This is a genomic window from Alkalimarinus coralli, assembly GCF_023650515.1.
Lineage (GTDB): Bacteria > Pseudomonadota > Gammaproteobacteria > Pseudomonadales > Oleiphilaceae > Alkalimarinus > Alkalimarinus coralli.
In genome coordinates, this window is record NZ_CP096016.1 from 3,321,946 (window position 1) to 3,344,706 (window position 22,761).

Sequence of the window (22,761 nt, forward strand, 5' to 3'; positions counted from 1 at the left end):
TGTATAAGCTGACTGGGAAAACGCTGACTATGACTAGCAAACGCTGACTAAGAACAGCCAGTTACATCATTACCTGCGCCTCTCACGTTGATTAGCATTTCAGATATAGGGCTGACTGTTTTTGCTGCTCATACCTGAGTTACCCTGTGCGATTTGACCGAACCTATAGCTTAAAAAATAGAGACAATCTGTAACATTTTTTTCACGTTAATGGTTTCAACAATCTACAGTAATTCTCTTACATTCTCTGTGTCTTTTTGCTTTGTCAATTCTTACATTTTTTTTATTGCACACTATAATTGCCGACCACTTTTCATAAACCCTGAAATCAGCGCCATTTTTTTAATACTCAGGGTTTGAAGTATTGACCATTCAATTTTTGCAGGTTGTTGTGTGATCGTTTTTACTATTACCAATAATGAGTCCGACCGAGTTTTTGTAGCATCCAGCCGTAACGCCCCTGAAGATAGATGGGAGCAGTTAATCACCCAAGCCCAAGAAGGTTCTGAGGGTGAAATATTTGACGAAATAAGACGCCACGATGCAGACGTGTTTAGCGTTGAAGAGTGGGGGTTTGGTGAAGACCCGAAAGAGATCAGGCAGCTCATGCGTGAGGCTCAGCATGACTTGGGAGCGATCGTCGTTAACACCGGTAAAGTGGATGCGCTACCTTCTGCCAAACGTAAGAAATTAACCGATAGAGAAGCGTCCAAGCTACTTGAAGATATTGAAAGGTCGTTAGCCAGTGATAACGGCGATGACCTGATCCCGACCCCATCGATGAGCGCGGAAGATGAAGCTGCAAGCGACGATACATTCTCTTCGCAGAACCCATCACCTGCCGACTCGGAAGCGCCCTCTAGTACAACACCAAAAACGAGCAGCCCCCGCGCAAGCGATGTAAAAGAATCAAAAAGCCAGGATGCAACCAGCACAAAAAGAGTCGACCGAACAGAGTCGTTAATTGAACAGCTCGCAAGGAAGGTCGAACGCGAAAAGGTTGCAGCACAAGCTCAAAAGCTGTCTGCGAAAAAAGCGGCCTCGGCAACCAAGCCTGCGACTGGGCCTAAGACCATTAAAGACAAGCCCGTCAAAGACAAACTACCGACTGGCCGGATGTCTTCAAGAGCCAAAGAGCAACAAATACGAGAACGCATCGATAAAGAGCGGGAAGAGCGTGCTCAGGCAAAACAAGCCGCAGAGCGCCGTGAAGCCGTTCAAATGAGTAAGGTTATCGCCTCAATTGAGCTGCGCAGAAAAACACAAAAGCCCACTAAGGCGAAGGCAAAACCAGCCGCGAAAACGACGACATTAACCAAAGCTAAAAAAGCGGAAAAGCCAGAAAAAACAACGTTAAGTCGCTCGACTACGGCCAAGAAAACGGTTGTCGCCGATACCGAACAGCTCACGCAAGCGCTGATCAAAACAGGGTTTATTGAGAAGAACGAGCCCGTTGAAAAGCCAGCCGAGCCGTTATTTGACCGGGCAATGGCTATTAAATCTGCCAAGGCATTGAATGAAATTATCCGCGCCAAGCGTGCTCAGCAGTATGCGCCCAAAGCCCCAGTAGAGCCTAAAAAACGCGAATCTATTTCCAACGTTCAAGATAAGCGCCTTCAGCGCATGATTGAAAAAGAGAAAGCGATGCTGGAAGCTAAAAAAGCCGCCATGACATCATCATCCGCTAATGAAATGGCAGAGATAGTCGCCAGAATCGACTCTCGCAGCCAAGACAGCAGCAGAACACTCAGACGACGCTAGAAACAAGCCCAGGCGCGCCGCACTATAACTTGCGGCGCGTCGGCTGCTGCTCTCTATACAATCAGCCCGCTCCACACAATCAGTACCCTCCACACAATCAGTACCCTTTGCGCCATCACTATTCTCCAAACGATCAATCTTCACAGCACTCTCAATACGCTCAACACGCTCTAGTCCTGCCATCGCTTTACTGCCAAAAGGGTTTTTCCGCCTCTTTCAAGGCATCGGCCCGAGTGATGCCGATATCTTTCAATAAATAGTCCGGTAGCTGTGCCAGCTGCCGTCGTTGGCGCGAGTTTTCACGGTACTCTCTGAGCTTTGTCACTATGTTATTAAGGCTTTTCACCCAGCTGGAACGCTCTCTTTCACGTTTTACCAATATGACCTGATAACGACCAAACCTAACGATAGATGTCATTTTGCACTCCTTATCTCTGCTTAAAGGTCTATCCACGGTCATTAAATGATATAGATAACATTTGCACCGAAACAGATTCAAAACTAAACTAATTAGACCATAACAGATAAGCCAGACCTCATCTGTTATGGTGCTTTTTCATGTTATCTGTACTGGTCTACGGGTAAGCGAGCGCTATGGCACGATTAGATGCACTATTGCTGATCACCATAACCTCAATTGCTGACCACCGTAACCTCAATATAAGACGCCGGAATTTTTCGATGGAACAACACCGTTACAGCCAGATCGCCAGTCAGGTGCAGCAACAAATTCGTGATGGCATCTATAAGGCAGAAGATAAGTTACCCTCTGTCCGTGCGTTGGCAAAACAACAGCAAGTGAGTGTGTCGACTATTTTGGCGGCCTACGGGCTATTGGAAGACCGAGGCATTATTGAGGTTCGCCCTAAGTCGGGTTACTACGTGCGCCGCAACCTCGGCAAGCCGCCCAAGGCACCCTCAATTGTGCAAACAGCCAATACCCCGGAGAAAGTATCTACGCCACAATTGGTGATGGAGGTCATGAGAGACTCAAGCTTGCCTAACCTTACAAGCTTTGGGGCCGCTGTTCCGGCCAGTGACTTCCCGGTTATCAATCAATTAAAAAAGATATTCTCGCAAAAAGTTCGCACTGAACCCTTTATAGGCATCGGCTACGATTCGAGCAAAGGCAGCGACCCGTTAAGACGGCAATTAGCCAGGCGCGCAATCGATGCCGGCATACTGGTCTCGCCGGACGATATTGTCATCGCTGAAGGCTGTCAGGCCGCTGTTGGGCTCTGCTTGCGGGCACTCACCAAACCCGGCGATATCGTCGCGGTAGAAACACCTAGCTATTACGGCCTGCTGCAACTCATTGAAGCTCTGGGCCTGAAGGCCATTGAGATTCCATCCAATGCAGAAAACGGTATGAGCATTGAAGCATTAAAGCTCGCATTTGAGCAGTGGCCTATCAAAATAGTACTGGGTATCCCCTGCTTTAGTAATCCGGTTGGCACGTTGATGCCCGACGACAGCAAACAAGCCCTGCTAGAGCTTATATACAAGTATGATGTTCCGCTGATAGAGGACGATATCTATGGCGACCTGGGGTACGCATCACAGCGCCCGAAGGCCGTTAAGTCATTCGATACCAAAGGCCAGGTGCTGCTATGCTCATCGGTGTCCAAGACACTGGAACCACAACTCGGAATTGGCTGGGTGATGCCTGGTAAATACCTCAAACTGATTGAGTATCAAAAGTTTCTTAGCAGCACAGGCAGCTTTCGTCTACCACAGATGGCGGTGGCGGAGTTTTTGGCAGGAGGTGGTTATGACCGGCATTTAAGGCTTGCTCGAGAGGCTTATCGCCAGCGCCGTGACCGGCTGATTGACCTTGTTTCGCTGCACTTTCCTGATGGCACACGCATGTCATCCCCACAAGGAGGGTTTGTTGCCTGGATACAGCTGCCAAAAGGCGTCGCCGCAACCAGGCTATACCGAGACGCAAGAGAGCACCATATTCTCATTGCCCCCGGGGAGATATTTTCATCAGACCCGCATAAGTACCCTCACTCAATACGCATCAGCTACGCGAATAGCTGGACACAAGAGCGCGAAGACGCCATTCAAACCCTCGGAAAACTGGCCAAGCAGCAGCTTTCGACTTGACGGTTTAAGTCACGCCAACTCAAACCGCCTCATCAGCGGTTACAACATAGCGAAGCGGCCCCCCTGCTTGCATGGCATCAAAAGGGTAACAGGTCACCAGCATTAATTGGGATCGGGCTTGCTCATCTGCGCTGAGATCAATCATATGGGTCTCGGTGTTTACGATGTCGACCCCCGAAACGATGTAACGACGCCACCCTCCATCAACACGTTGAATCGAGATTTCATCACCAATTTCAAGTTGTTTGAGCCCGCTAAAATGGGTATCGCGATGACCCGCAACCACCGTCAATGCGTTATTTTCAGCCTCACCGGTGCCTTGCATGCGCCCCGGGCCAAACGCTAACGCCTGACCACTCACCCCCTCTAACACAACCATTGAATGTTCAGGGCTTAACTGTAGCTTTGCAACGGGCCAAGTGTCAGCCCATGGCCATGGTTTTTGGCTTCGATGATGCTCGAGCGTGTTCTGCCAGGCATATTCAAGCATCCACTGGGCCGCATAGGCTTTTAGCTGAATATAGCCTCCTGCTCCAAGCAGAAGAGAACCGGCGAACATTGGCAAAACCCACAGTTTCATTGCGAAACCTCCAGCGTTGATAGCGCTACTTCTTTGCGTTGAGGTAAGCGCTTGCTAAAGGGCGCCCCAGAACGCTGCTGGTAAATTAACCCAATACCCAACATGTAGCATAAAAAACCGACCAGCAAATACCACTGCGATGACGTGGCCGTTTGAGGAAGTCGCGCCATTTTTTGGGTGCTGCCTTTTGGCAATAACTGGGGGACTGCATCACTTTTTAATGCGCTGTCTACGGGCCTTGATATAACCTCTTCAACCGCAACCAAACTGGTGTAAGGGCTCACTAAGTGATGCTTCAAGGCAACCTCTATCACTTTCTCCCGCAAAGCAGCCTTGGTGGCACTATCGCTGCCGGAAGAAGCTGAATCCATTAGAGACTCAATTTTCTGTCGCCCCCAATAGGTCGCAATCCCATCTGCCTGTCTGGCTCCGTTCAATTCAAAAGATTGTTCCCAGAGTGGTGTATGGCTTTGGTACATACCAATACTGCTAGCGGTGACGTTGATAGCTGAAGCGGCTTTGTCATGTTTTATTACCTGCACCACAGGCTCACCGAGATACAGGTCATTGACCCTGCTTGGGTAGCTCTCTCCATGTTTTGATGGCGCTTCCTCATTCGCGGCGGATGTCAGACTCACAGCCAAATCACTTAATACGGGCGCTCTTAACTTATCAAACAACCTGGCCAGCTTGGACTCAACCTCTTTAAGGTCGCCGATATAGGTAAAGGTTCCCCGCCCAAATACCGCAGCCTTTCTCATAAAATAGCTGTTGGGGGCCGAGCCTATACCGATAGTAAACAGTCTTGAGTCCCCCAGTTGTTGTTGAATTTGATCAAATAACGCGCGCTCGTTTCCAACACTACCGTCGGTAATAAAGATTACCTGACGAAGATAGCCAGGATAAACAGAACCAGAGAATCCTGCTGTGAGCGCTGATGACATTTCGGTGCCGCCGTCAGCCCGCAAACGTCTTACATAGCTGAGCGCTGCGGATATCTTTTGCGGGTCGGCTGGCACTGACGAGTTAAACAGTGTGTGAGTCGCACTATTAAACTCAATCACGTTAAAGCGATCTGTTGCCCTTAAGTTGAGCAGTGCTTTCTCTAACGAGGCTTTTGCTTGGCGTATCGACTCGCCTCCCATTGAGCCTGAAGTATCAATCACAAATATCTGCTCTCTAGGCAGCAACATCTCTTCCGGAAGCTGTTGCGGCGGCATGACCATGAGCAACGAATATAGTTCATCCTGCAATGTCTCGGTAAATAACGCCGCTTTCGGGGTCGAGCCAATCTGTGGCCGCCAGGTAAGTACAAAATCACGCTCCATCGCGCTTTGGCCTTCTTCCAGCATGACCTGATAACGCTCGGCACCGGTAGCGCCTTTTGAATCATCAGGACGCTGTGACTGAGTAGTAATTTTATGACTGCTGCTGTTGAAAGACTCGACCGGGAACCCTGCATCAATCGTCGCTGAAAGTCGTACCCTATGAGTATTCTCAGGCACCGACTTGAGGGGAATAGTAAACGGAGAAATCAGATGCGCATCCGGTACCGCTGTTGTAGGCAGAGCCCACCCCGTAGCCGCATCAATAGACCCATCGATCGCGGTGCCAGCATTGCGCTGACGAATCTGTTCGGCAACACTTTCGGCCACGTCAGCTGGCATCAACGCTTTGCGACCCGTTTCAGAGGTTATCTCACCCGGAAAATAGCGAGGCGTCGTGGTTAATGGAAAACGCAATTCAAACTCACCCTGATCGTATCGAACCACCTGATTGTATTCGAGGGAGATTTCTATCGTCTCTCCAGGTGGAATATTAGCCACATGGTTGGTAAATAAGTTGGGGCGGTGCTGCTCCACCAAGGCCGCTTTTTTACCTGTTTTTTTCGCCTGCTGGTAGATCTTTTTTGCTTGCTGTTTCTCTTTCACCACGCCTTTAATTCGGCGCTCTCCTATTTGCATGTCCATTTTATAAAGCGCAGCATTTTCGGGTAACGGAAATGCGTAAACAGCTTCCAGCCACTCTGCGGTATCATTCTTGAATCGTTGCTTCAGAGTGGCGGTTAAAATCAGCCCTGAGACACGAATAGCCACCTCTTCTTCAAGCAGCGTTGCAGGCTTGTAACGAACAATAGAGGAAGTAGAAGAATCAGCCCCTGATGCCTTCCACAACAGACGTCCGCTTTCTACTTGATCAAGCGTCATTTCACCCGCCGCTCCCCTTTCAGAAACAGCCATCGCCGAAAAACTGTAACCTGAAAGTAGCAGCAATACAGCGACCGCCATGAGTGCATCCTGCGCCCTGGCTGTCCACCATCCCCTTCCCGCCCACCATCCCCATTCCTGGGTACTGGTTTTGGTATAGTTTTTGGCTCTATCTTCGCTCTGCGTTTTTTGCTGTTTCACCGATTTATTCAGTGTATATAAAGGAGCAGTGTATTTTTTTGCTCCCCAATAGCATCGTTGCTCAGTCACACAGTTATTGTCTGCTAGTAAAAGTCCCATTTTTCAGCCCTCTTATATAATGCTATTCGCTTCGTGCTCGGTATTAATCGCTACCATTTATTACAACAATCAAATACGTCGATTCAGCGGATGAAAAATGATGGCTCAGGGATGAAATGTGATGAATTGTGGCAAACGGTCGATCAGGGATAGTCGAAAAGTCTCAGTCATGCTTTAATAATCATCAGCTTAAGAACCAATACACTTATAAAGCTGGCAAAGCCGAATATCGAGAACGGATCAAGCCCAAGAGCCCGATAAGCCATGAAACGAAAGATTGCCATCATTGAAGACGAACCAGCCATCCGCGCCAATTATTGCGATGCGTTAACAAAATATGGCTATGAAGTGGTGGATTTTGACAACCGGGTCGATGCGCTAAACCACTTTGAACACTCTCTGCCAGATCTGGTTATTATTGATGTGGGGTTGGGTGATGATGTCGAGGGCGGCTTTGAAATCTGCCGGCAGCTACGGGTTAAATCACCCGAGTTACCGATGATATTTCTAACCGCCAGAGACAGTGAGTTTGACCAGATTCTGGGACTGAAGCTGGGGGCTGACGACTACCTCACTAAAGATATTACACTCCCTCATATGATGGCCCGTATTGTGGCTCTTTTCAGACGTGTAGAAGCCATGCAAAGCAACATTCAAAAGCATGAAGAGCAGCTATCTCGCGGATCACTGGATATCAATGTTGATCGAATGAGTGTGGCCTGGAAGTCTCACTCAATTGACTTGACTGTTACCGAGTTCTGGATGCTGCACGCCCTGATCAAACACCCTGGGCACGTAAAAAACCGAACTCAATTAATGGATGCAGCCAATACTGTACTGGACGATAACACGATCACATCGCATATTAAGCGGATTCGTAAAAAATTCATCGCGGTTGACCCCTCATTCGATAATATTCAAACCGCTTATGGCATGGGTTACCGCTGGAAGTCAGACAGTGCCTGAGTCAGTGAGGCTTGTTAAAGGAATCTGCTTTTGAAACTTCGCCATCAGCTATTTCTAATTAGCTTACTGACACTGCTCGTTCCTTGGGCGGGTTATTTGTTTATCCAGGAGCTGGAGCAAACCCTAAGGCACAACCAGCTTACGAACCTCAGCCAACACGCTAAGTTGATCGCCGAGCAACTGGAAAAAAGCTCAATTAAACTGCCTGCCAAATCAGCAAAAGGCTATCACCCTCTTTACGCCTTAAAACTTCCGGCACCAATCATTCTGGATGGCTATTTCGATGACTGGCGAGCCGCATCTGACAAACTCATCCCATTGGCAAGCACGAACAGCGACCTGTCAGTCACCTACCAAACGGGTGTTAGAGGAAAGTACTTTTATCTTTTTATTAACGCGAGTACCTCCCAAACCTCCTATAGAGACCCCAGCAAAGGGGAACTAAACAATAGCGACCACCTGTTACTTAAGCTAGCGTCCCCGCCGGGCCAAGTCATCGACATTGTTGCCAGCCCAATCGCCCCAGGCCCTATCGATTTATTAAGCCGCAGCTATTCTGGCAAGTTCGTTAAAGACCCTGCGCTAAGGGGGTACTGGCAAGACACGCGAAAAGGGTTTCAAATAGAGCTCGAAATACCGCTTTCGAGAGTCCGGCACGGTGTTGGCTTTTCCATTATAAAAAAACCTTCAGGTAAACACCCTGATAGTATGATTCAGCCAGCCTGGTCTGGAATAACACCTCCCGAAGAGCAAAGAATATTGCCCCCAGTGATTTATCGTCTGGCAGAGCTGGAGTCCCTCATTACCCCCTACCGAAGGGACTATACGCGTATCAGCCTTGTTGATCGTGACCATTGGGTCATTGCGAAAATTGGCCAGACCAACGAAGAGTCATACAGCGCACCCTGGCAAGACGGTGAGTATGATTCTCTGGTTCGTGAAATATTGCTGTCTTTGTTCAAGGCCGTATTGGGCCAACAAAGGCCAACCGAATCTGAGCAGTCTAAACTCACTGGCCAACGCAATAACCGGGCGATTCAACAAGCACTGAACAACCAGCCTGCGACTGAGTGGTTTCATGACCCTGCCAGTAATCAAGCGATTATTGCTGCCGCGCATCCAGTCTCACTCCCTTACAATAACCAAGACCACATTAACCAAGTCAGCCCTAAGCCACAGAGTGTTATTCTGGTTGAACAAACAACGGACGCTATTGCCTCGCTGTCGGATAGCGCAATGGTTAAGCTAATTGCAATTAGCTTCTCGGTGGTTCTGCTTATTGTGCTCGTTTTGCTGGGGTTTTCTTCTTTACTCTCATGGCGGGTGACCCGGCTACGTAACCAGATTGACAGTTCGATCAGCGAAGATGGGCGTATAAGGCGTGAGTTTAAAGCCTCAGTTGCACAGGATGAGTTAGGCGACCTTTCCCGAAGTTTTTCGGCGATGCATCAGGAGGTCACACACTACACGGAGTATCTGGAAAACTTCTCTCGCAAGCTTTCCCACGAATTGAAAACACCGCTGGCTATCGTACGCTCTTCTATCGAAAACCTTTCGATTAACGAACAGCTCTTTGTGCAAGAAAATATCGAAGAAGTAAGGACTTACTTACAGCGAGCAGATGGCGGCGCAAAACGCCTTAGTCAAATTATTCAGTCAATGAGCGAAGCCTCGAGACTGGAAAAAAGTATCGCCAATACAGAAAAAGAGCAGTTTGATTTATCTGACGTGGTCACAAGTACGGGGGAAGCGTTTAAAAGCTTGCTGACAGGGCATAGCGTTTCAATTGAGGCAAGCCCTGATTGCAGACTAGTATCAGGGGCCCCTGAGCTGATCGCGCAATTGATGGATAAACTGATAGAGAACGCAAAGGATTTTACACCCGAAGGAGGGAAGATAAAAATCAGCCTCAAAACCTCTTCTCGTGACTACATTCTCTCGGTCTGCAACGAAGGGCCTCCACTCCCGGAGAAAATGCAACGTGAAATATTCAGTTCATTCATTTCTTTGAGAGATAACACTCAAGAAGAGGGACATATGGGGCAAGGTCTGGTGATTGTTAAGTTGGTCACCGACTACCACGGGGGCAGTGTTCGAGCCTACAATATTAAAGGCCATCAGCCTTTTGAAGGAAAGCACGGCGTTTGCTTTGAGGTTCGCTTGCCCTTTGCCAGGAATGCTGCAGCCAAGAGTGCTGTAGCTAAAAACCATGTGGCTAAGAAGAAGCAAAAAGGGCGCTAATCGCACCCTTTTGGCAGGCCATAATTTAGGCCGAACTAAAACATATTAAAACGCGATTAGCGTTTCTTAGGCGTCCAGGCCCAAACCATTTCCATCAAAATAGGCTCTTTTCCATCGGCATCCGTGACGGTCACTTTAACAACGGTTTCGCCCTTTTCCTGAGACTGCATCAGTTTTACTTGCTCATCTGTAATGGTTGCAACCGCTTTCATATCACCTTTTGCACGCTTCACGTAATCAGCCTTGATGGTTTTGATTACATTAACCGACGACTCTGGTACGTTCATGCCTGCAAGATAACCTGTAGCCGACTCAGCAATTAAGATACTGGCAACAGCGTGCACTGAACCAATATGGTTCTGGACAGATTTTTTGTTTTTTAATGTCACAACAGCACGCTTCTCGGTTAATTCTTCAACCTTAATCCCGGCTGTACCTGTAAATTTAACGACAGTCCCGAAAAACGTAGTCAGAGCCTTAACTCGTACAAATTCTGGTAATGTGTTAATTTTGCTTACAATTCCATTAAGTTTGTTTTTCTTGCTCATGCTAAACACTCTGCGTAATAGTTTCTCTAAAAATAGGGCCGCTAGGGTAACGTATTTTTTAAAAATCAGAAATACCCCATACCGCGCAGTAGTAAAAACATTTCAGGTAAGATGCTGGCTTGCACTGCGCTCAAAATGGGACGCGCTACCTCACAATGACAAGTTTGTACTCAACCAGCATCTCCCGCTGAATCACGGACTGGATAAGGATGGGTAAGCCAAGAATAACTTGACCTGAACAACATTCGTCAGGCGACAGAATGCCACTGTCACAGGGGTGACGATCAGGTTATAATCCAAATCGAATACCCATATAACTCGATAAAACATGAAAAGACCTTAGGGAATAAAAATGAGCGACCTAAAACAAAAGTTCGAAGAGTCCGTAAACTATGTTCAGAATGCAGAAGGTGACTTTAAGCCGTCAAACGAACTTAAGCTACAAATGTATGCCTTGTTCAAGCAAGCTACAGAAGGTGATGTGAGTGGTAAGAAGCCCGGCATGATGGATTTTGTGAACCGCGCAAAATATACCGCTTGGGAAGAGTACAAAGGCTTGTCTTCAGAAGAAGCGATGCAGCGCTATGTTGATCGTATTGAAGAACTAAAGTCAGAAAACAGCTAACACCTGCACGGCGTCAGAGCGACGATTCATACAACGAAGAGCACCGTCTGGCGCCAATATTCAGGCAAAAATCGAACAAATTTATAAACTATCGACAATCTTTGCAACCGTCATAACAATGTAATAGAATCCGCTCAAAATTAGATAATTAGAATAAAAAAGCTAAAAGGATGACTACTTATGGATAATGCAGAGGCACTTGATCAGAGCCAGTCTGGACTACTTCAGCAGGTTCGAAAAGTTGTTAAAAAGCAGCATTTTAATACCCGTACAGAGCAAACCTACCAACACTGGATTACCCAGTATATTTTCTTCAACGACCTCAAAAATCCAGCACTTCTGTCTGAAAATAATGTGAAGGAGTTTCTGGGCTATCTTGCCAATAAAGTGGGTCTGTCACGCGCTAAACTCAATCAAGTCAAAGAGGCGCTTTCGTTTTTATATGAAAAGGTTCTGAATAAGCCGCTTGGAATTCCACACAAGAGAACTTAACTATACCGAAGGGCGGTGCCTACATATACAAATAAAGGAGGTCTTCGGCCTCCTTTATTTATTAGCTAGAACTATCTCTCAGTAAGATTTGTCGTATGCTGATTATAGACTCGGTTGCCAGGACCTGGAGTGATCGCATAATCATTACCAAACGTAACCCCTGGAACTTGTCGCGGCTCTCTGTAGTTTATCGTCACGGGGATTTCATACCGACCTAAATCAGTTTGTCTATCCCTCGGCTCAATCAGCGTAATATCTTCATACACGGTAGCAGGCTGATTTCGTTGCCCGCCAGCGCTAGTAGGCTCTAGCCCACCGGCAATAACCGCTTCAGAAAGCTCATCAGAGGCAATTTCTTTTAGATGAAATGTCTCAAGTGTTGATTTTTCTTTGTATTCTAGCGGCTCTACAAGCTGCTTTCCATCAGCGAAACAAGTACCGGACATGCTTACGCCGACACAGCTTGCAAACGCCAGAAAATATATCTTTTTTTTCATTTTATTGTTCATTTTCATCTTGGCACTTCCCTACTATGCTCTTCCTTAGGTCATTTTATAGACAATCCAACACCAAAGAAAAGGCAATCATAAAAAATGTGAATTGACGCATCGTTTATCTAGTCGACCTTATCCGATAATATAATATTGTCCATATACAACGTTTCAGTAGTTCCAAGGTTGTAACTAAATAAACTAATCCCAATAACGTTTTTTAAATCAAGCTCCCTACCGTTAGGAGCACGCAGAACATCTCGTAACTCGACCGAAATTCGATTCCACCCTTCATCCAGCTTAAAGCCTCGATTGAACCGGTCATTATACTCCTGCGCACCAACCGCATGCTCTTTATCATGTATGCGCAACGTCACCGGTAACCACGCCCTCGGGCTCCAAACATCAAACTGCAAATAATCAAAGCCATCCCAGTTCGAAGGGAAGTTTTTAACCGAAACGCCACTATACCCTTTCGGTAAGAGTAGCACTTTTAGCGAATATTGCCCGTGGGTTGCTTTATCCATGGAACGAAGTATCTCACTATTTGTGTCCCAACGAGTCAGCTCACTAGCAGTTTCAAACCCTGCAATTAACGGAAATTGAGTTCGAGCCAGCAGCTCATCATACAAAATAAGTGCAGGCTTTGTGAGCACTGTAACGCCAAGTAGTAGCGTCGTAAGAGTCAATAGTTGCCCCTTAAATACCCGCTGCTTGATTACGCCCCATTCCATAAATAACCAAGCAAGCAAGGCTCCCCATGTATCAGCCAATAGATCAAAATAACTGGGTACTCGCCCGACTTCACCCTGTACTAACTCTGTAACCACTGAAAAAGCTAGAATAATAAAAAGATACAGGCTAAAACGGAGCGAATAACGCATTGCAGAAACCTGTGAGATCCCAAGAGAAACAGCAACGCCTACAAAAAACATAAAGGGTATATGGCCGAGATCCCAAAACAATTTACTTATCCGGCCATCATAGTAGTCAGGACCACCAATAAAAAGCAGAGGGGTGCCTACGACAATGCAGGCCACAACCAGCCAAAGAGGTATTTTTTTTCTTATTACTTTTCGGACAGAGTTATTCACCGGAGCAGGAACCCAATGGCCGAACGCCACAGCAGGGAGTCAAGACTAATGACCGGCTTAAGATGAGTAGCTAATAGCAACAACATAATATAGTTTCTCGCCTTCTGGTGTGTTTACAACCACTTCATCATCCACCTGCTTTTTTAGCAAGCTTCGCCCCAAAGGAGAGTCAATACTAATATAACCTTTGCTCGGATCCAGCTCATCAGGCCCAACAATACGGTAACGAAACGCATTGTCTAACTCATCTTCCAGCTCCACCCATGCCCCAAAAAAAATTTTGGACGGGTCATCAGGAGGGCGATCAACTACCACCATATTATCCAGGCGCTTTCTCAAGAACCTGACTCGCCAGTCAATCTCCCTAAGCTGCTTTTTGCCGTAGATATACTCTGCATTCTCGGAGCGGTCACCTTGCGCAGCCGCTTCAGACACTGCTTGCGTCACCTCAGGACGCTTTATTTTCCATAAAAAGTGCAGCTCATCCTTCAGAGCCTTCTCCCCCTCAGGAGTAATATATTTTGAACCTGGCTGTTGTGGTGCACGGTATCGACCCATTAATTATTACTACTCCTTTTTTTCTTGTATATCCCAGCCCCAAAAAGTGCTGCAATAACACCCATAGTCTGTGCAAGCAGCTCGTACCAAAAGGGAATAATTGAGTCAGCCTTTAAGCCCGCATGAACAACCATCACCGTCATTATCATAAAAAGAGCGTGCCAGTACTCCAGATAACCTGCAAACTTTGCAGTCAAGTAACCTGCAACAGCATCTGTTATTACACCCGCAGCCATCAGAACAAACGCAAAAAACAATGAACTCATTGGGTCACTTAGTTTCAGCTGTATAGTCGCCTCCGGCATTCCCTGTCCAGCCAGAATTGAAGCGTAGACGATAAGCACAGAAAAGCTCATTGCAATAGAGATTGCTATATCAATTAAGGCTCCAAAAACAATGGCACTCCACTTAAGCTTCATACTTGAAAGCCCTATGTATATATACCTTTCTTAAAGTTTATCGTTCACCCAGCGTTGACCGCTAGAAGCAAGTACAGACGCTCAGCAGATCGCACGGGTATAACATTAGGTTAAAGGGGGAGGCTAACAGAAATTTTGCCAATTCAGAAATAAAAAAGCTCCACCTGATTCAGGAGGAGCCGAAGCATTTGCTTTCTTCGAAGGGAGCAATAACTAATAACAATAAACAGCATATAGACGGAGTTCTTCATATCTGCTGATTATTAGACTAACCCAAGTGCCCTTGCTACAAACTTTCCTCTATATTACAAATAATTTAATATGCGTCGCCTTATGATTTAGTGGCTAGTCGATAATTAGGTTGTTTTCCCTATTTTTTGTCGATAATCTTCGCCGCAATAATTTACAATAGCGCATATTTTAAACATTCGGTTTTTAATACTAAAAGCCGGGTGACACGGTTAGAGCATTCAGGAAGGTGACCCGATGAAAGTAAATCAGAACATTAACAATTTGGTTGAGACTGCACTCAGTGGACTAGACAATCTTGGCTTTCAGCTAGATAGCATGGGAATTACCAGCCAGGTTAACCGCCATACGTTAATTGGCTATGTTATGGCTGAGCAGAAGCACCTTGAAGGTGAGCTGGACAGCATCAAAGCACGCGTAGTCACCACACAAGTAAAAGTAGAAAAGGCAATCAGCAGCGTTGAAACGCTGGTAAACAACAGTGTTGATACGGTACTCAAGCCTGCTAAATCAGTTGTGGGCACCTTAAAAGGGTTTGTTGGCAAATAGTCTGCGGCCCCACTTAGGCGAGCTGATTAATTCCGAGCTAGCAACTCAGCTAGCTCGATTCCAGCATTTTGCTTTTAGGCAGCTTTACCGAGACCTTTAATCCAGGGTTTCCATCCTCCAAGCTAATTTCACCTTTGTGCATTGCAATCACAGCAGCGACAAGACTCAACCCCAAACCATTTCCTGGCAGAGAGCGGCTTTTAGCGACCCGGTAAAACCGCTGAAATACTTTTTCTTTTTCATCTTCAGGAATACCTATCCCTGAGTCCGCTATTTGGAAGAAGACCCCCTCGTCATTCTCGACAAGCTGCAGTGATAGCTTTCCCCCTTCTGGCGTATATTTAATGGCATTGTCAATCAAGTTACTCATAACCTGGAATAACAGATCTCTATCACCACAGACAACCACATTAGACTGAATGCTCTTCAGCATCGCCAAACTCTTGTCTTCTGCCAGCGCCTCATAAAGCTCTGCGGCATCCTCCATCAGTTGAGATAGATTTAACGCCTCTGGCTTGGCTACTTTGCCTCCCGTTTCCAGGCGGGCAATACGAAGCAGCGCATTAAACGTCGCCAACAACTGGTCAGCTTCGGCTACAGCAACCGCAATCTGATCCCGATCTTCTTCCCGCTCCGCCGAAACGAGCGCACTTTCCAACTGGTTCCTCAAACGAGTTAACGGTGTTCTGAGGTCATGGGCAATATTATCCGACACATGACGAATACCATCCATCAACTGAACAATACGATCCAGCATCTGGTTTAAGTTCTCCGCAAGCTGGTCAAAGTCGTCCCCTGTTCCACGACCTGGAATTCTAAGCGAAAGGTTTCCAGCCATAATCTTACGGCTAATCTGATTGATTATTTCTATTCGTTTTGCGGTACTTCGGCTCATCATAATGCCGCCGACTAGCGCTAAAGCGAGCGTAATCCCCATTCCCCAGTTGATCGCGCGTTCAATTAGCCGTTTGACCACCATCAGATCATGAACATCCCTGCCCACTAATAGACGCAACCCGCCTTGAACCACAAATATTCTCGCACGGGCAATATGCGGCTTACCTTGCCAGCCAACTTCTTCGTCCAGCTGAAAATTGACCCAGCCATCCTGAACCTGTGCACTTTTTGGCCACTCCTTGAGGTTGCCGGCCAGTTTGATATAGTCACGCGCAGTAAACAGGTAAAGCGATTTTCCGTTGGGGTCTCTTGATACCCGCTCCCGAATAACACTAATCAAACCATTTAGCCCCTGTCGGCTATATTGCTCGGCCAGCCCAACAATTTCAGCTTCAATCGTTTCATCGGTTTGATCTGCCATATACCCTGCTGTTGCCCAATAAATAAAGCCCAGCAGAATAAATACCGAGGTCGCAAACAGCACCATATAGACCAGTGCCAGCTGAAACGAGGAGGTGCGCAGGAGGCTAAGGATTTTCAATTATTTGTCACTCAAGATATACCCAGCCCCTCTAACGGTCTGCAACAGAGGCTTGTCAAACTCTTTATCGATCTTTGACCTGAGTCGGCTGATATGAACGTCGATAACGTTAGTTTGAGGGTCAAAATGATAATCCCACACTTGTTCCAATAGCATCGTACGCGTAACAACTTGTCCGGCATGACGCATTAAATACTCCAGCAACCTGAATTCTCGTGGCTGCAAGTCAATCTTCTGCTCACCTCGCTTAACCACACGGGATAACAAGTCCATTTCCAAGTCTGCTAAACTCAGGGTGGTCACCTGCTCTGCTTGAGAGCTACCCCGGCGCAGTAAAACATCCATTCTGGCTAGTAGCTCGGTGAACGAAAACGGTTTGGTCAGGTAGTCATCGCCACCACCTCTAAGGCCTTCAACCCGATCATCCACATCACCCAGAGCACTGAGAATTAAAATGGGCGTTTGATTACCTGTCGCTCTGACAGTTTTGATAATCGAAAGTCCGTCCATACCCGGCAACATCCGATCAATAATCATGATGTCGTAACTTTCACTTGCCGCGAGCAACAAACCGTCCTTGCCATCAAGGGTATGATCAACCACATGATCACACTCCTGCAAGCCTTTAACTAAATATGCTGCAACATCCTTATCATCTTCAATGACTAATACACGCATTAATTCTCCAACCTAATCAACTAATGAGTTTGATTTATTAAGCCTTTTTTCGCGAGGCCTTTATTACATCGTAGGCGGCTTTAATTTCTCGGGTTTTCTCAGTAGCAATCTTCATCATTTCCTCAGGCAGCCCTTTCGATACCAACTTGTCCGGATGATGCTGACTCATCAGCCTTCTGTAGGATTTCTTGATTTCCGCATCACTGGCTTCAGGCGTAACCCCTAACAACTGATATGCCTCTGTGAGAGACTCTCGCGCAATGGGCGCATCACTGTGCCCGCTTCTACGGGAGAACCGCTGCTGAGCAACAACCATTGCCAGCAACCGCTCGAAATGATTGCGGGAAATCCCTAAGCGCTCAGCAACCGTGAGCAGCACCCTTTGTTCAGCGGGGTGCAAATCCCCATCAGCCAATGCAGTAGAGATCTGTATCTCTAAAAACATTTGAATCAGGTTAACCCTGCGATGGCATTCCTGCCTAAGCTGCTCAAGAATTTCTTCCAACGGAAAGTCATCTTGTTTTCCGTTATTAAACAATGCGATTGCCGCGCGCCGCTGATCTTCATCAAGCTGCATGTTTGCCATCGTCTGCCGCGCAAGCTGGATTTCATCTTCGGTTACGCGGCCATCAGCCTTTGCAAGGTGCCCCATGACCGAGAACGTAGCGGTGAAAAATGCGGCTTGAACACGCTCCTGATCTCCACCCTGCCAACCCGAGTCGGCTCCCAACACCTCTATGCCCGAGAGCCCTTTATCAAAACCATGCCCCAGAGTTGCCCCTAGCAGCGCGCCTAAAGGCCCTCCAAGCATAAATCCAAACGCACCGCCAATTGCTTTCCCCCACCAACTCATTGATACAACCTCATTGATACACTCTCATCTGTAGTTTCCTGTAGTGTTCTATTGCTTCAATCGTTAAAAACCGGGCTACGAGGATAATTACGTAGCTTAAGTGACACGCCTAAAAAGGCATAATTAATTGTTTGTAACCTACCCGAAATATAAATATCAGGCATAAAAAAACCGCCACAGTTTCGAGGCGGTTTTTGGGGTCAGTCTAAGCTCAGGCTTCCATTAACACTCTGACTTTCTTCATGGCATTTTTTTCCAGCTGGCGAATTCGCTCAGCAGAAACACCGTATTTATCAGCCAAATCATGCAGGGTCGCCTTTCCTTCAGACAACCAACGCTGTGTTAAGATATCCTGGCTACGCTCGTCCAGCGTACTTATCGCCGAGGTCAGCCGGGCATTGGAATCTTCAGTCCAGTCTTCTTGCTCTATGCGCTTAGCAGGATCATGGCTGTGATCTTCCAAATAGTGGGCAGGCGCCTGATAAGCCGAATCATCGTCATCACCCATTCCGCCATCAAATGCAGCGTCCTGAGAACTTAAACGGCCTTCCATCTCTCGAACCACTTTAGGTTCGACCCCCAAGTCTGCGGCAACAGCCTTGACTTCGTCGTGGCTTAACCATGCCAAGCGCTTTTTGGCACTTCGAAGATTAAAAAACAGCTTTCTCTGCGCCTTGGTTGTCGCAACTTTAACAATTCTCCAGTTGCGCAGTATAAACTCATGTATTTCGGCTTTAATCCAGTGCACAGCAAACGAAACCAAACGCACGCCAAACTCTGGGTTAAAGCGTTTAACGGCCTTCATCAAGCCGACATTACCTTCTTGTATTAGGTCAGCCTGAGCCAACCCATACCCGGAATAACTTTTTGCGATATACACAACAAAGCGAAGATGTGACATAACCAGGTGGCGAGCGGCCTCCAAGTCTTCTTCATCATGCAAGCTAGCGGTCAGTTTGCGCTCTTCTTCAACTGACAACACGGGAATGCTATTAACGGCCTGCATATACGACTCAAGGTTACCCCCTGGTGAAAGCATATCTACTGGCAGTAAGCTGGTACCCATCTAAACCTCCAAAATTAACTAGATGCCGAATATATCATCTTTGTTATACGACTTCTAGTGGCGCAAAAAGTTCCTTTTTGCATAAATTAATGTCTAATTTTTCTATGACCAATTGATGTTCTATAGTCTAGCGAACCACCAAGCGAACCCAATAGGTAATTCCCCTCACAGGAAATACTGCGTCATTTACAACAGCCTGGTGATGGTTAGCTGGGTTCAATTGCTCCCAAGTGCCGTCTAACAGCAACCCAGGCACCGCACCAGCCAAGCAACATGCTGGTGGTCAGCAAAAAAAGTGTAGACTCTAGATCCAGGCCTGACAAACTAAATGAACTGTAATAAAGACGAGCTAATTCACTTATGGGTGAATCAAGCCAGAACAACGTAATCTGCACCAGACAAAAAGCAATCAGCCCGCCGCCCAAGCCATACCATAAACCAGTGTACAAAAAGGGTCTACGAACGAAGCCATCAGTGGCCCCCACCAGCTTAACCACCACTATTTCATCTCTGCGATTTTCTATCGCCAGCCTAATCGTGTTGCCAATCACCAAGAGTACAGCCAACGCCAGTAAGAAAGCCAGCGCCCATACGCCTCGCTGAATCAACTCGGTCATGGTGTGTAATCGTTGAACCCACTGAAGGTCAAGCTGCGCTTTCTCGACCAGTTTTATCTCTGACAAGCGCTGCTGAAGATCATTCGTTTGCTGAACAGTGGCCAGTGACTTGGCCGGTTTGACCACGATCACATGAGGCAATGGATTCTCATCCAGATAATTCAAAACCTCCCCAAAGCCGGACAGTGTTTTAAATTCATCCAGTGCGCTACTCCGACTAATGAAGTCTGCCTGTGCAATAGTGGGGCGCGCCGACAACTCCAGTGCCAAGTTAGACGCATTTTTGTCGCTGACATCCATCTTTAAAAACAACGTAATCTGCGCCGAGCCATCCCAGCCACTGCTTAACTGCTGTACATTGGCCAGTAGCACCGATAAACCGACTGGTAATGATAACGCTATACCGATAACGGCCCAGGTCATAAGGCTGGATACAGGCTGCTTCATTAAGCGTCGAAGGCTCTCTTTCGCAATCTTTCGGTGATTGGCAACATAGCTATCAAATGAGCCTTCTTTCCTGCTTGTTTTGGCCCCGGTGCCTTCTGCCTTAGGATTATTCTTCCGCTTATTTTTTTCTCTGTTACTGGCGCGTCCCTTTAACGTGGCTCCACCTCTTGAATGTGATGATGTGGAGCTCTTAGACGGCTGAGCGCGCATAGGACTTGCCCCTTTACCTCTCTTACCAGGCTCCATCATCTTCTCCAAACTCCTGGCTCGATAGTTCATCCGGGGCGGATTCAGCACTCAAACCCGCCTCGATTCTAGGATTTTCGACCAACTGGCCAGCACTAAGCTCCAATACTCGATGCTTGAGGTTAGCGATCAGAGCAAGGTCGTGACTCGCAATCAACACAGTAACCCCGACCTGATTAAACTGCTCGAACAAATTCATAATATCCGACGAGAGGTCGGGGTCCAGGTTACCCGTTGGCTCATCCGCCAATAACAGTGACGGTTTATTAACCACCGCGCGCGCAATCCCCACGCGCTGCTGCTCTCCTCCTGATAACTGAATCGGATTAAGTTTTTCTTTGCTCAGTAACCCGACTTTATCCAGCGCAGCTCTGACCCTGCGACCAATCTCGCGCTGCGGCATTCCAGTAATTTCTAGCGGCAACGCCACATTGTCATATACCGTGCGGTCAAATAATAAATGGTGATCCTGAAAGACGACGCCAATATGGCGCCTAAAATAGGGAATTTGGCGGCGAGGGATGCGATTTACGTTTTGCCCACCCACAATGAGCTGCCCTTGGCTGGGCCGCTCCATTAACATAATCAACTTGAGCAGAGTACTTTTCCCCGCTCCTGAATGCCCTGTCAAAAAAGCCATATCGCCACGCCTTAGGTGGAAACTGACCTGAGACAGGGCCTCATGCCCGCCTTCATAACGCTTACTAATGTTGTCAAAATTAATCATGGGCAGGCTTAATCAACTAGTTCTCAAACAGGGCTTTTACAAACTCGGATGACTCAAAGGGTCGCAGGTCATCAATTTGCTCTCCGACACCGATAAATCGAATAGGCAGCCCCAACTGCTTGCCGATGGCAAAGATGATACCGCCTTTTGCGGTACCATCGAGCTTAGTCAACGTTATGCCTGTCACACCCACTGCCTGCTTGAACAACTGCGCCTGGCTCAAGGCGTTCTGGCCGGTGCCCGCATCAAGCACAAGCATCACCTCATGAGGCGCTGCTCCATCGAGCTTTTGCATGACACGAACCACTTTTTCGAGCTCAGCCATTAAATTGTCTTTGTTTTGAAGACGTCCGGCGGTGTCAGCGATAACCACATCCACACCTTTAGCTTGAGCAGACTGCACCGCATCAAAAATAACTGAGGCACTATCTGCCCCGGTGTGTTGCGCCACGACTGGCACATCATTTCTCTCACCCCACACCTGTAGCTGCTCTACTGCGGCAGCGCGAAACGTATCCCCTGCTGCCAGCATAACCGACTTACCTTGCTGCTGAAAACGCTTAGCAAGCTTACCGATAGTCGTTGTCTTACCTACGCCATTGACGCCCACCATTAAAATAACAAAAGGCTGACCATTATTATCAACAGATAGAGGCTCGCTGCTGTTGGCCAAAAGCGCGGTCAGCTCCTGTTGCAACATTTCATGAAGTGCCGCGGGGTCTGAAAGCTGCTTTCGTTCGACTTTTTCAGTTAGCGAGGAGATAATCTGAGTCGTCGCCTCAACCCCCACATCAGCAGATAAAAGTAGCGTTTCAATCTCTTCCAGTAAGTCTTCATTTATGGTCTTTTGCCCCAGGAACAAACTGGCCAAGCCATCAGACAGCGTTGACCGGGTTCGGCTTAAACCACTTTTGATACGCGAAAAAAAGTTAACAGGTTCTGATACCGCTATTTCTGGGACAGCGGCTTCTGGGGCCTTTGTTTCTGGTGCAACGACTTCTGGTACAACGGCTTCTGGTACAACCTGCTCCTGTGCAACGGGCTCAGCCACGGCGACGTCAGAGTCTTTGGGCCCTCCAACTTCGGCACTTGCCTTCAGGCTGGCCGCCTTAATCGCCCCGGTTCTCTCCTGGCCAAGAGGCCGCTGCTCTACTTTTTTCGGCGTGGGACGACGACTCTTGAGTGTGTAATAATCGATAACCCAAAAAAGAACCAAAACGGTCAGTACCGCTAATGCAATTAAATTTGCCGTATCCATATTCACTTAACTACCATCACTCACTTAGTTTCAATCGCCGTTACAGAAAGTGTGCCCAGCTTACCCTTTCAAAACACACTAAACCAGCACCTTTCAGCCATCTTACCCAATCTAACAGGAATTATTAGAATCTTATGCTGCCGCGTATTCTATTATTGATTTGTAACGAGACCAAATCCCTTTTAACATGCACGCCGAATTATTGTTAATTTAGCGACTGTAAAGACCTAACTGGATACCCC

General features: G+C 47.3%; 22 protein-coding genes. 7 read left to right on the forward strand and 15 right to left on the reverse strand.

The annotated features are described in order from the left end of the window. The first annotated feature begins 393 nt into the window (after positions 1-393). The gene (locus MY523_RS14905) at positions 394-1,761 is read left to right on the forward strand and encodes a hypothetical protein (protein ID WP_250655481.1); all 1,368 of its coding nucleotides are present in this window, start codon (positions 394-396) and stop codon (positions 1,759-1,761) included. Between the two features lie 187 nt (positions 1,762-1,948). Here the strand turns inward: MY523_RS14905 and MY523_RS14910 are convergent, their stop codons facing one another. Continuing rightward, positions 1,949-2,179 carry a DUF1127 domain-containing protein gene (locus MY523_RS14910; RefSeq protein ID WP_250655482.1) on the reverse strand — a complete coding sequence of 77 codons (231 nt, stop codon included), beginning with the start codon at positions 2,177-2,179 and terminating at the stop codon, positions 1,949-1,951. Positions 2,180-2,355: 176 nt separating this feature from the next. On the opposite strand from MY523_RS14910, the gene MY523_RS14915 reads away from it, so the two are divergent. Continuing rightward, positions 2,356-3,870 (forward strand): aminotransferase-like domain-containing protein, encoded by a 1,515-nt coding sequence (locus MY523_RS14915; RefSeq protein ID WP_250655483.1) that lies wholly within the window; start codon positions 2,356-2,358, stop codon positions 3,868-3,870. A 19-nt stretch (positions 3,871-3,889) separates the two neighbouring features. Here the strand turns inward: MY523_RS14915 and MY523_RS14920 are convergent, their stop codons facing one another. Beyond that, entirely contained in the window at positions 3,890-4,450 is a 561-nt protein-coding gene (locus tag MY523_RS14920; RefSeq protein ID WP_250655484.1) for a class GN sortase, read from the reverse strand. After that, positions 4,447-6,957: a marine proteobacterial sortase target protein gene (locus tag MY523_RS14925; RefSeq protein ID WP_250655485.1), complete on the reverse strand. Its 2,511-nt coding sequence runs from the start codon at positions 6,955-6,957 to the stop codon at positions 4,447-4,449. The genes MY523_RS14920 and MY523_RS14925 overlap by 4 nt, the downstream gene beginning before the upstream one ends. A gap of 264 nt (positions 6,958-7,221) precedes the next feature. On the opposite strand from MY523_RS14925, the gene pdsR reads away from it, so the two are divergent. Both pdsR and MY523_RS14935 read left to right on the forward strand, forming a co-directional pair. After that, positions 7,222-7,923 carry a proteobacterial dedicated sortase system response regulator gene (gene pdsR, locus MY523_RS14930; RefSeq protein ID WP_250655486.1) on the forward strand — a complete coding sequence of 234 codons (702 nt, stop codon included), beginning with the start codon at positions 7,222-7,224 and terminating at the stop codon, positions 7,921-7,923. A gap of 30 nt (positions 7,924-7,953) precedes the next feature. Beyond that, positions 7,954-10,164 carry an ATP-binding protein gene (locus tag MY523_RS14935; RefSeq protein WP_250655487.1) on the forward strand — a complete coding sequence of 737 codons (2,211 nt, stop codon included), beginning with the start codon at positions 7,954-7,956 and terminating at the stop codon, positions 10,162-10,164. A 56-nt stretch (positions 10,165-10,220) separates the two neighbouring features. Here MY523_RS14935 and MY523_RS14940 read toward each other — a convergent pair whose 3' ends face one another. Then, the gene (locus MY523_RS14940; protein ID WP_250655488.1) at positions 10,221-10,712 is read right to left on the reverse strand and encodes a DUF4442 domain-containing protein; all 492 of its coding nucleotides are present in this window, start codon (positions 10,710-10,712) and stop codon (positions 10,221-10,223) included. A gap of 352 nt (positions 10,713-11,064) precedes the next feature. Here MY523_RS14940 and MY523_RS14945 point away from each other — a divergent pair, with 352 nt between their 5' ends. Together MY523_RS14945 and MY523_RS14950 are read left to right on the forward strand one after the other, a co-directional pair. Then, entirely contained in the window at positions 11,065-11,337 is a 273-nt protein-coding gene (locus MY523_RS14945) for an acyl-CoA-binding protein (protein WP_250655489.1), read from the forward strand. A gap of 180 nt (positions 11,338-11,517) precedes the next feature. Further along, positions 11,518-11,829, forward strand: coding sequence for a site-specific integrase (locus MY523_RS14950; protein ID WP_250655490.1), 312 nt, complete (start codon positions 11,518-11,520; stop codon positions 11,827-11,829). A gap of 71 nt (positions 11,830-11,900) precedes the next feature. Here the strand turns inward: MY523_RS14950 and MY523_RS14955 are convergent, their stop codons facing one another. The 4 genes from MY523_RS14955 to MY523_RS14970 form a co-directional block, all read right to left on the reverse strand. Then, positions 11,901-12,326 (reverse strand): hypothetical protein, encoded by a 426-nt coding sequence (locus tag MY523_RS14955; RefSeq protein ID WP_250655491.1) that lies wholly within the window; start codon positions 12,324-12,326, stop codon positions 11,901-11,903. A 119-nt stretch (positions 12,327-12,445) separates the two neighbouring features. Beyond that, positions 12,446-13,414, reverse strand: a complete 969-nt coding sequence (locus MY523_RS14960) for a VanZ family protein (RefSeq protein ID WP_250655492.1) — start codon at positions 13,412-13,414, stop codon at positions 12,446-12,448. A gap of 57 nt (positions 13,415-13,471) precedes the next feature. Continuing rightward, positions 13,472-13,972, reverse strand: coding sequence for a transcription elongation factor GreB (greB, locus tag MY523_RS14965; protein ID WP_250655493.1), 501 nt, complete (start codon positions 13,970-13,972; stop codon positions 13,472-13,474). Next, positions 13,972-14,391, reverse strand: a complete 420-nt coding sequence (locus MY523_RS14970; protein WP_250655494.1) for a hypothetical protein — start codon at positions 14,389-14,391, stop codon at positions 13,972-13,974. Before MY523_RS14970 ends, greB begins: the two co-directional genes overlap by 1 nt. 486 nt (positions 14,392-14,877) lie before the next feature. On the opposite strand from MY523_RS14970, the gene MY523_RS14975 reads away from it, so the two are divergent. Further along, entirely contained in the window at positions 14,878-15,189 is a 312-nt protein-coding gene (locus MY523_RS14975; RefSeq protein WP_250655495.1) for a hypothetical protein, read from the forward strand. Positions 15,190-15,238: 49 nt separating this feature from the next. On the opposite strand, the gene MY523_RS14980 is transcribed toward MY523_RS14975, so the two are convergent. The 7 genes from MY523_RS14980 to ftsY all read right to left on the reverse strand — a co-directional run bounded on the left by MY523_RS14980 (position 15,239) and on the right by ftsY (position 22,519). Next, positions 15,239-16,627, reverse strand: coding sequence for a sensor histidine kinase (locus MY523_RS14980; RefSeq protein WP_250655496.1), 1,389 nt, complete (start codon positions 16,625-16,627; stop codon positions 15,239-15,241). Beyond that, the gene (locus tag MY523_RS14985; protein ID WP_250655497.1) at positions 16,628-17,305 is read right to left on the reverse strand and encodes a winged helix-turn-helix domain-containing protein; all 678 of its coding nucleotides are present in this window, start codon (positions 17,303-17,305) and stop codon (positions 16,628-16,630) included. It abuts the gene before it with no gap. Between the two features lie 37 nt (positions 17,306-17,342). Continuing rightward, positions 17,343-18,158: a co-chaperone DjlA gene (djlA, locus tag MY523_RS14990; RefSeq protein ID WP_250655498.1), complete on the reverse strand. Its 816-nt coding sequence runs from the start codon at positions 18,156-18,158 to the stop codon at positions 17,343-17,345. Between the two features lie 211 nt (positions 18,159-18,369). Further along, positions 18,370-19,224 carry an RNA polymerase sigma factor RpoH gene (rpoH, locus tag MY523_RS14995; protein ID WP_250655499.1) on the reverse strand — a complete coding sequence of 285 codons (855 nt, stop codon included), beginning with the start codon at positions 19,222-19,224 and terminating at the stop codon, positions 18,370-18,372. 206 nt (positions 19,225-19,430) lie between these two features. Further along, positions 19,431-20,537 (reverse strand): permease-like cell division protein FtsX, encoded by a 1,107-nt coding sequence (ftsX, locus tag MY523_RS15000; protein ID WP_250655500.1) that lies wholly within the window; start codon positions 20,535-20,537, stop codon positions 19,431-19,433. Then, positions 20,521-21,261 (reverse strand): cell division ATP-binding protein FtsE, encoded by a 741-nt coding sequence (gene ftsE, locus MY523_RS15005; protein WP_250655501.1) that lies wholly within the window; start codon positions 21,259-21,261, stop codon positions 20,521-20,523. The genes ftsX and ftsE overlap by 17 nt, the downstream gene beginning before the upstream one ends. Positions 21,262-21,277: 16 nt before the next feature. Next, positions 21,278-22,519 (reverse strand): signal recognition particle-docking protein FtsY, encoded by a 1,242-nt coding sequence (gene ftsY / locus MY523_RS15010; protein WP_250655502.1) that lies wholly within the window; start codon positions 22,517-22,519, stop codon positions 21,278-21,280. Positions 22,520-22,761: the final 242 nt, after the last annotated feature.